Annotated in this window: 3 protein-coding genes; 2 read left to right on the top strand and 1 reads right to left on the bottom strand. The window is 75.6% G+C overall.

Going from position 1 to position 9,250, the window contains the following annotated elements:
* The first annotated feature begins 187 nt into the window (after nucleotides 1-187).
* Nucleotides 188-1,807: an AMP-binding protein gene (locus tag ABT048_RS04300; RefSeq protein WP_350519777.1), complete on the top strand. Its 1,620-nt coding sequence runs from the start codon at nucleotides 188-190 to the stop codon at nucleotides 1,805-1,807.
* 53 nt (nucleotides 1,808-1,860) lie between these two features.
* Here the strand turns inward: ABT048_RS04300 and ABT048_RS04295 are convergent, their stop codons facing one another.
* Nucleotides 1,861-2,331: a hypothetical protein gene (locus tag ABT048_RS04295; RefSeq protein WP_350519776.1), complete on the bottom strand. Its 471-nt coding sequence runs from the start codon at nucleotides 2,329-2,331 to the stop codon at nucleotides 1,861-1,863.
* A gap of 413 nt (nucleotides 2,332-2,744) precedes the next feature.
* Here ABT048_RS04295 and ABT048_RS04290 point away from each other — a divergent pair, with 413 nt between their 5' ends.
* Nucleotides 2,745-9,179, top strand: coding sequence for a non-ribosomal peptide synthetase (locus tag ABT048_RS04290; protein ID WP_350519775.1), 6,435 nt, complete (start codon nucleotides 2,745-2,747; stop codon nucleotides 9,177-9,179).
* Nucleotides 9,180-9,250 lie beyond the last annotated feature (71 nt).

The raw sequence follows: 9,250 nt of genomic DNA, 5'->3' as shown, positions 1-9,250 counted from the left end.
GCTTGCGCGCGCGCAGTGATCCGACCAGGAAACTGACCGGCAATCGGCCTTGCTGGTACCGGCCGCGCGGCGGGCCGGAGTTGCCCGCTCGATTCCTGGCCTCCCGCCCGTACGAACCGGAGGATGCGGCCGTGGGCGGCAGCCACGTTGCTCCGACGAACGCGAGGATCTGGGAAGGAATCGGTCAATGAGCATCCCCGACAGGGCCCTGCTGGACTGGGTCGAGGAGGCCTCGGAGGAGCGCGGCCTGCACTTCGCCGGTCCGGGTGACTCCTGGGAGTTCCACAGCTACGCCGAGCTGGCCGACAAGGTGCTGCGCACGGCCGAGGCGCTGCGCGCCGCCGGCGCGCAGGACGGCGACGTCGTCGCGGTCGTCCAGCGCTGCAGCCCCGGCTTCGTGGCGACGTTCTTCGGCGCCATCGCGGCCGGCTGCACGCCGTGCTCGATCGCGCCGCCGTTCGCCTTCCAGCGCGGCAGCGAGTACGCCGAGCACGCGCGGGCCCTCTTCGACACCGCGCAGCCCCGGGTGATCGTCTGCGACGAGGAGTCGCAGGCGCCGGTGCGCACCGTCACCGAAGGCCTCGACCTGCCCGCGCCGGTGGTCTTCGACGCGTTCATCGACGGCGTCGAGCCGGCCGCGAAGCCGTACCCCCCGGCCGAGTTCGCGCTGCTGCAGTTCACCTCCGGGTCCAGCGGCCGCTCCCGCGGCGTGCTGGTCGGCCACGAGGCGCTGACCAACGACGTGAACGCGATGCACCGCTGGCTGGAGTGGTACCCGGAGTACTCGGGCATCTCCTGGCTGCCGGTCCACCACGACATGGGCCTGATCGGCTGCATGGTCAACTTCGTGACGATGAGCTGCGACGGCTGGATGATGCAGCCGGAGGACTTCATCCGCTCCCCGCTTCGCTACCTGCGCTGCATCAGCGACAACGCGGTCGGCCTCACCGCCATGCCCAACTTCGGCCTGGCGTACATCCTGCACCGGGTGAAGCCGGCCCAGCTGGAGGGCCTGGACTTCTCGTCCTTCCGCTCGCTGATCCTCGGCGCCGAGCGGATCGACCCGCAGGTGCTGGAGGGCTTCGAGGCGCTGCTCGGCCCGCACGGCTTCGACCGGCGCGCGCTGCTGCCCGCGTACGGCGGCGCCGAGGCCACCCTGGCGGTCACCGGCCTGCCGATCGGCGAGGGTTGGAGCGAGGTCACCCTGGAGGGCGACCAGGCCGGACGCTTCGTCGGCTGCGGCCGCCCGCTGCGCGGCGTCACGGTCACCGTGGTGGACGACGAGGGCACCGAGGTGCCGGACCGCGTGGTCGGCGAGGTGCTGGTGAGCGGGAACACCCTGGGCACCCGCTACCAGGGCGCCGCCGGCACCGCCTCCGGCACGGTGCTCGACGGCGGGGTGCTGCACACCGGCGACGCCGGCTTCCTGCACGAGGGCCAGCTCTACGTGGTCGGCCGCCTCGGCGACGGCGTCAAGGTCCGCGGCAAGATGGTCTTCGCCGAGAGCCTGGAGGCCAAGCTGCACGAACTCGGCATCCCCCAGCGGCGGGTGGCGGTCCTGCTGGGCCACCGCGAGGACCGCGCGACCGGCGTGGTGGTGCTGGAGAAGCCCGACCCGCAGTGGCAGGCCGCGGCGCACACGGTGCTCTCCGAGGCCCTGGGCACCGAGGCCGACCTGCTCGCGGTCGAGGTGCCGCGCGGCGGCCTCGCCGTCACCTCCAGCGGGAAACCGCGCCGCCGGGTGATGTGGGCGGCGCTGACCGCCGGCGAACTGGGCGGCGACGTCCGGAGCCTCACGCCGGCCTGACCGGCCGGCCCCGGGGCGGCCTCACCGGCCGGCCCGGGGCGCCGCCCGCCGCCTCAGGCCGGCGAGCCGGCGGGGAGCCGCTTGCGGGACCGGACGGTCACAACCAGCGTGCGCGCCAGGAGCATTGCGCCGAACGAGATGGCCAGAAAACCGAACCCGGTCTCGATGTCCTGGTTCTGCCCGACCTTGTAGAAGGCCGTCCGGGAGACCAGCAGGCCCGCCCAGACCGCCACGGCGTACAGGCCCCCCTTGAACACGGTGTGCCCGGCCGCGTCCCGGCTGATCGGCAGCAGCGCGCCGTACGCCACGCCGAGCACCAGACCGACCCCGGTGATCGCGGCGCCGAGCCCGATCGAGGCGCCGCTCCTGTCGTGGTCAATCAGGTCGTCCTGGAGGGCTCCGACCACAATCGGAATCACCGGAAGCAGCCACGGCGCGAGGGTCAATCTCTGATCCCTGAACTCACGGAGAAGTCCGAGCACCAGAACGGCTGCGGTCAGAATCTCGACCATGTTGTCTTTCACGGGGAAATCCCATCGTGTGTGAGGCGCCCGCATCGGCACCGGCGCCGTGAGCACGGGCGCGGCCTCGTCAGATCGGCGATCGGAGCGGTGGTCAGAACGGCGGTCGGAACGGCGCAGAGGCACCCTACTGCAGCCCCCGCCGGTGGAATAGGGACGCCTTGCGGAAGTCTTCCGGACGTCTCCGCAGAACCGAATTCCCCTGGTGGAGACCGTTACACCCGATCGGCAGCTGGAATGCAATTTCGATTGCCGGGCACTTGCCTGGCCGGGCCGTACGGCAGCCGGAAGCATGGCCGACGCGGGCCGGCCGGACGGCCCCGCAGCTCCCGTCCCCCCGGCGATCCCGGCCGGCCCGCGCCGGACGTCGCCCGCGGACCGTGCGACCGCAACCCGCCCCGGTTGGAGATCACCCAGTGCCTGCCCACGACTCACCGCTGGAAGCGGTCCTTCCGCTCGCGCCCCTGCAGGAGGGGCTGTTCTTCCACTCGCTGCTCGGCCAGGGCGGCATCGACGAGTACGTCAGCCAGGCCGCGCTGCGCCTGGACGGCCCGCTCGACCGCGAGCGGCTGCGCGCCGCCTGCCGGGCCGTGGTCCGCCGGCACACCGCACTGCGCGCCTCCTTCCAGCAGCGGAAGAACGGGCAGGGCGTGCAGCTGGTGCACCGCAAGGTCACCGTGCCGATCACCGAACTCGACCTGGCCGGCGGGGCGGAGGCCCCAGCCGACCCGGCCGGCGGGGCGGACGCCGGACTGGCCCGGCACCTCGCCGAGGAGCGACTGCGCGGCTTCGACCTCGGCGCCCCGCCGCTGGTCCGCTTCTCGATCGTCCGGACGGCCCCCGAGTCGCACGTCCTGGTTCTGACACACCATCACATCCTGCTCGACGGCTGGTCGTTGTCGACCGTCCTGCGCGACCTGGTGGCGATCTACGCGGCCGGCGGCGACGACACCGCCCTACCGAAGGCCGTCCCGCCCACCGGCTACCTGGCCTGGCTCGCCAAGCGCGACGCCCGGGTGTCCGAGCACGCGTGGCGGCAGGCCCTCGCCGGGCTCGACGCGCCCACCCTGACCGGCCCCGAGCACACCGGCGCGGCCGAGGACCTCCCCGACCTGGTCGCCGCCGAACTCCCCGCCGAGCTCACCGCGGCCGTCCGGGACACCGCCCGCGCCCGCGGCCTGACCCTCAACACCGTCGCCCAGACCGCCTGGGCGCTCGCCCTCGCCTCGCTGACCGGGAAGACCGACGTCGTCTTCGGGCAGACCGTCTCGGTGCGCTCGGCCGCCGCCCCGCGGGTCGAGGAGATGGTCGGACTGCTCATCAACTCGGTCCCGGTACGGGTGCGCCTGGACCCGGCCGAGCCGCTGCACGCCCTCCTGGACCGGGTGCAGCGCGAGCAGTCCGCGCTCACCGACCACCACCACCTCCCGCTGCCCGAGATCCAGCGGTCCGCCGGGCACGGCACCCTCTTCGACACCTTCCTGGCCCTCGCCGACCCGGGCAGCGGCGACGACGCGGCCGCCCGGCCCCTGGCCGGCCTGCGGATCTCCCCGCTCACCGACGACCCGGCGGCCGCCGACCCGGACGGCGCCCGCGGCTCCACCCACTACCCGCTCAGCCTGGTGGTCGTCCCCGGCGACCGGCTGGTCCTCGAACTCACCCACCGCCGCGAGGTGTTCGACGCCGACACGGCCCGCGGCGTGCTGCGCCGGCTGGAGGCCGCGCTCACCGCCTTCGCCACCGCCCCGGACACCGCGGTGGCCGCCCTCGACCTGCTCGACGACGCCGCCCGGGCCGCCCTGCCCGTCCCCGGTGTCCCGGCCCGCGGCCCGGTGCCCGAGACCACCGTGCCCGCACTGTTCGAGGCCCGGGTCGACCGGGCGCCGGACGCCGTCGCGCTCTCCGACCGGCACCGCACGCTCAGCTACCGGGACGCCAACGCGGCCGCCAACCGGATCGCCCGCGCCCTGATCGCCCGCGGCATCGGCCCCGAGTCCGTGGTCGCCGTCCTGCTGCCGCACGACGCCGAGCTGGTCGTCGCGCTGCTCGGCGTGCTGAAGTCCGGCGCCGCCTACCTGCCGATCGACCCGGCGCTCCCGGCGGAGCGGGTCGCCTTCATGCTCCGGGACGCCCGGCCCGCCGCGCTGCTCACCGACCGCGACCCCGCCCTCCCGGCCGAGGCGCCCCGGCCCGCCGACCCGACGGCGGCCGGCCCTTCGCCCACCGAACCGCGGCCCACCGAACCGCTCCCCGCCGGCCCGGCGCCGGCCCACCTGCGGCCCGCCGACCTGCTGGCCGAGCCGCACCCGGACGGCAACGTCACCGACGCCGAGCGCGTCCGTCCGCTGCGCCCCGGCAACGGCGCCTACCTGATCTACACCTCCGGCTCCACCGGCCGCCCCAAGGGCGTCCAGGTCGAGCACCGCTCCGTCGGCGTCTACCTGGACTTCGCCCGGCGCACCTACCCGGGCCTGGCCGGGACGGCGATCGTGCAGTCACCGATCTCCTTCGACTTCACCGTCACCGGCGTCTGGGGCGGCCTCACCGCCGGCGGCCGGGTGCACATGGCGGAGCTCACCGAAGCCGCGCCCACCGGCCTCGGCCCGGCCACCTTCGCCAAGGTGACGCCCAGCCAGATGCCGCTGCTCGCCGACACCCACGCCTGGCTGTCGCCCACCCGCGACCTGGTGGTCGGCGGCGAGCAGCTGTCCGGCGCGATGCTGCGCGCCTGGCGGGCCGGCAACCCGACGGCCACCGCCGTCAACGAGTACGGCCCGACCGAGGCCACCGTCGGCTGCATGGAGTTCCGCAGCGGGCCCGACGACGGGATCGCCCCCGGCGCCGTCCCGATCGGCAGGGCGATCCCGGGCGCCGCGATGCACGTCCTCGACACCTGGCTGCGCCCCGTTCCGGTCGGCGTGCCCGGCGAGGTCTACATCGCCGGGCCGAGCCTGGCCCGCGGCTACGTCCGCCGCCCCGGTGTGACCGCCGAGCGCTTCGTCGCCAACCCCTTCGGCGCGCCCGGCGAGCGGATGTACCGCACCGGCGACATCGCCCGGTGGGGCGCCGACGGCGAACTCGTCTACCTCGGCCGCGCGGACGACCAGGTCAAGATCCGCGGCCAGCGGGTGGAACCCGCCGAGATCGAGGCGGAGCTCTGCCGGCACCCGGCGGTGCGGCACTGCGTGGTCGTCGTCCGGAGCGGCCCGCAGGCCGACCGGCTGGTCGCCTACCTCGTCCTGGACGGCGCACCGGGGGCCGAGGAGCTGCGCGAGCACGTCGCCGCCCGGCTGCCCGCCGCCATGGTGCCGGACGCCTTCGTCCCCGTCCCGGAGATCCCGCTCACGCCCAACGGCAAGCTGGACCGCGCCGCGCTGCCGCCCGTGCCCGACCCGGCCGAGGAGCGCACCACCGGCCGCGCGCCGCGCAACCCGGTCGAGAAGCTGCTGGTCAAGCTGTTCGGCGAGGTGCTGCACCGCGACGTGCGCTCCGTCCACGACGGCTTCTTCGAGCTCGGCGGCGATTCCATCACCTCCCTGCAGCTGGTCGCCAAGGCGCGCGGCGCGGGCCTCGACCTCACCGCCAAGCAGGTCTTCGAGCACCGTACGGCGGCCGCGCTCGCCACGCTGTCCGGCGCCACGACCGGCACGGCGGCCCCGGTCACCCACGACGACGGTGTGGGCGACTTCCCGGCGCCGCCCATCGTCCACCGGCTGCGCGAACTCGGCGGCCCCGTCGACTCGTTCAACCAGTCCACGCTGCTCACCGTCCCGGCCGGGCTCGGCCTGGAGCGACTGACCGGCGCGGTGCAGGCCCTGCTCGACCGGCACGGCGCGCTGCGCATGCGCCTGACCGAGGACTGGTCGCTGACCGTCCCGGCCGTCGGTGCCGGCGTCGGTACCGACGCCGGTACTGGCAGCGGTACCGCCGCCGACCGCGTCCGCCGGGTCGATGTCGCCGGGCTCGCCCCCGACGCCCTGGCCGCGGCCGTCACCGAGCACGCCGCCGACGCCACCGGCCGGCTGGACCCGCGCACCGGGAACCTGCTCCAGGCGGTCTGGTTCGACGCCGGCACCGCCCCCGGCCGCCTCCTCGTCGTCGTCCACCACCTGGCCGTGGACGCCGTCTCCTGGCGCGTCCTGCTCCCCGACCTGCACGCCGCCTGGCGGGCCGCCGGCACCGGCGCCCCGGCCCTGCTCGACCCGGTGCCGACCTCGCTCCGGCGCTGGTACGAGACGCTGGCCGACGCCTCCGGGCGCCCACACGTCGCGGCGCAGCTGGAGCACTGGCGGCGCACCCTCGCCGAGGCCGGCCCCCAGCTCACCGACCGCGCCGCCGACCCGGCCCGCGACGTGCACGGCACCGCCCGGAGCCTGACCGTCGAACTCACCCCCGCCGAGACCGAAGCGCTGCTCACCACGCTGCCCACGGCCTTCCGGGCCGGCCCCGACGAGGTCCTGCTGACCGCCCTGGCGCTGGCCGCCGCCCGCACGCGCGGCCCCGGCGGGCTGCTGGTCGACCTGGAGGGCCACGGCCGCCGCGACCTCGACGGGCTGGACCTCACCCGGACGGTCGGCTGGCTCACCACCCTGCACCCCGTGCTGCTCACCCCCGGCACCGCCGCGCGCGACGACGCGGCACTCGATGACGCCGTGCTCGACGACGCGGCACTCGATGACGCGGCACTCGATGACGCCGCGCTGGCCCGCGCCCTGAAGACGGTCAAGGAACAGCTGCGCACCGTGCCCGACCACGGCCTCGGCTACGGGCTGCTGCGCTACCTGGACGAACGGGGCCGCGCCACCCTCGGCGGCCTCCCCCACCCGCAGGTCGCCTTCAACTACCTCGGCCGGTTCACCGCCGGCCCCGAAGCGGACTGGCGCCCGGCCGGCGAGACCGCCGCCCCGCCCGTCCACCCCGACCAGCCGATGGCCCACCCGCTGGAGGTCAACGCGGTGGCCGAGGACGGCGGCGACGGCCTGCGGCTGACCGCCACCTGGTCCTGGGCCCCCGGCCTGCTGACCGAACCCGAGGTCCGGGCGCTGGCCGAGGAGTGGGCCACCGCACTGCGCGCCCTGGCCGCCTTCGCCGGCCGGCCCGCCGCGCACGGGATCACCCCCTCGGACGTACCGCTGGTCCGGATCACCCAGGACGAGCTGGACGCCCTCGCCCAGGACGGCCCGGTCACGGACGTCCTCCCGCTCACCCCCACCCAGCAGGGCCTGCTGTTCCACGCCCGATACGAGCACGGCGCCCCCGACCTGCACACCGTCCAGACCGTGCTGGAACTCGACGGCGAGCTGGACGCCGACCGGATGCGCACCGCGTTCCGGGCCGTGGTGCGGCGCCACGAGGCACTGCGCGCCCGGTTCGAGCTGCTGCCCTCCGGCGAGCCCGTGCAGGTCCTGGACGAGCACGCCGAGGCCCCCTGGCGCGCACTCGACCTCCGCCGCGCCGACACGGCCCGACGGCGGGAGGTGCTCGCCGGGGAGCGCCAGGAGCCGTTCGACCCGGCCCGCTCCCCCCTGGTCCGCGGCCTGCTGGTGCGCCTCGGCAAACGCCGCCACCAACTGGTGCTGACGCTCCACCACATCCTGGTCGACGGCCGGTCCAGCGCGATCCTGCTGCGGGACCTGGCGCACCTGTACCGGCACCGCGGCGACGACGCGGGCCTGCCCGACACCGTCCCCTACCGGCGGCACTTCGGCTGGCTGGAGCGGCAGGACGGCGAGGCCGCGCGCGCCGCCTGGCAGAAGGCCCTGTCCGGTGCCGAACCGACCCTGCTGGCGCCCGACGCCGACCCCGCACGGGTGCACGCCCGGCCACTGCGGCGCACCGCGGAACTCCCCGAGGAGACCACCGAGGCGCTCCGCCGGGCGGCCCGCGACCACGGCGTCACCCTCAACACCGTGGTCCAGGCGGCCTGGGCGCTCACCCTGCACCGGCTCACCGGCTCCCGCCGACCGGTCTTCGGCGCCACCGGGTCGATCCGCACCCCGGAACTGCCCGGCCACGAGGACCTGGTCGGCCTGCTCGTCAACACCGTGCCGGTCCCGGTACGGCTGGACCCGGACGCCGGACTGGACGCCCTGCTGCGCGACCTCCACCGGGAGCAGGCCGAGCTGGCCCCGCACCGGCACCTGGCGCTCGGCGAGATCCTGCGCGCCGCCGGTCGCGCCGGGCAGCGCGAACTCTTCGACAGCTGCCTGGTGTTCGAGAACTACGCGGCCGCCGAGCCGATCGGGCCGGGGTCCGATGGGCCGGGATCCGATGGGCCCGGATCCGGTGGGCCCGGATCCGGTGGGGCGGGCGCCGGTGGGGCGGCGGGGTCCTCGGGTGGTCTGCGGATCACCGACACCCACGGCCATGACCCGTACCACTACCCGGTCCGACTGACCGTCACCCCGGAGCAGCGGCTGCACCTCGCGCTCAGCCACCGGCCGGAGCTGGTCCCGACCGCGCTCGCGGAGCGGGCCGGCGACCTGCTGCTCGCGCTGCTGCACGCCGTCGCGCAGCAGCCGAAGGCGAAGGTCGGCGAGCTGCTGCCGGACCCCGACGCCCTGCGGGCCGCCCGGGACACCCTGGCGGCGCTGGCGGCCGAGGCCATCGGGGCCGCGGCCGACCCGACCGCCGACGTCGAGCCGCTGGACGCGGACGACGACTTCTTCGCCCGCGGCGGCGACTCACTGGCGGCGCTACGGCTGTCCGGCCGGATCGAGGCCGCGTTCGGCCACCCGGTCGACATCCGCGCGGTCTTCCAGCAGCGCACCCCGCGCCGCCTGGCCGCCCTGTGCGCCCCGAGCGCCGCCGCCCCCGGTTCCCCCGGCTTCACGGACCCCGACACCGACTGACCGCACCGCCACCCGGCCGCACTCCCGGCCGGCCCCACCCTCCCGACCTCGACAAGCCCCGCATCGCGACA

Origin of the sequence: Kitasatospora sp. NPDC096140 (assembly GCF_040303045.1) — a bacterium.
Lineage (GTDB): Bacteria > Actinomycetota > Actinomycetes > Streptomycetales > Streptomycetaceae > Kitasatospora.
This window is presented reverse-complemented; position numbering and strand designations above follow the sequence as displayed.

What these genes read in the sequence shown, in the direction of transcription:
- ABT048_RS04300 (WP_350519777.1), top strand. Translation starts at nt 188, where the DNA reads ATGAGCATCCCCGACAGGGCCCTGCTGGACTGGGTCGAGGAGGCCTCG.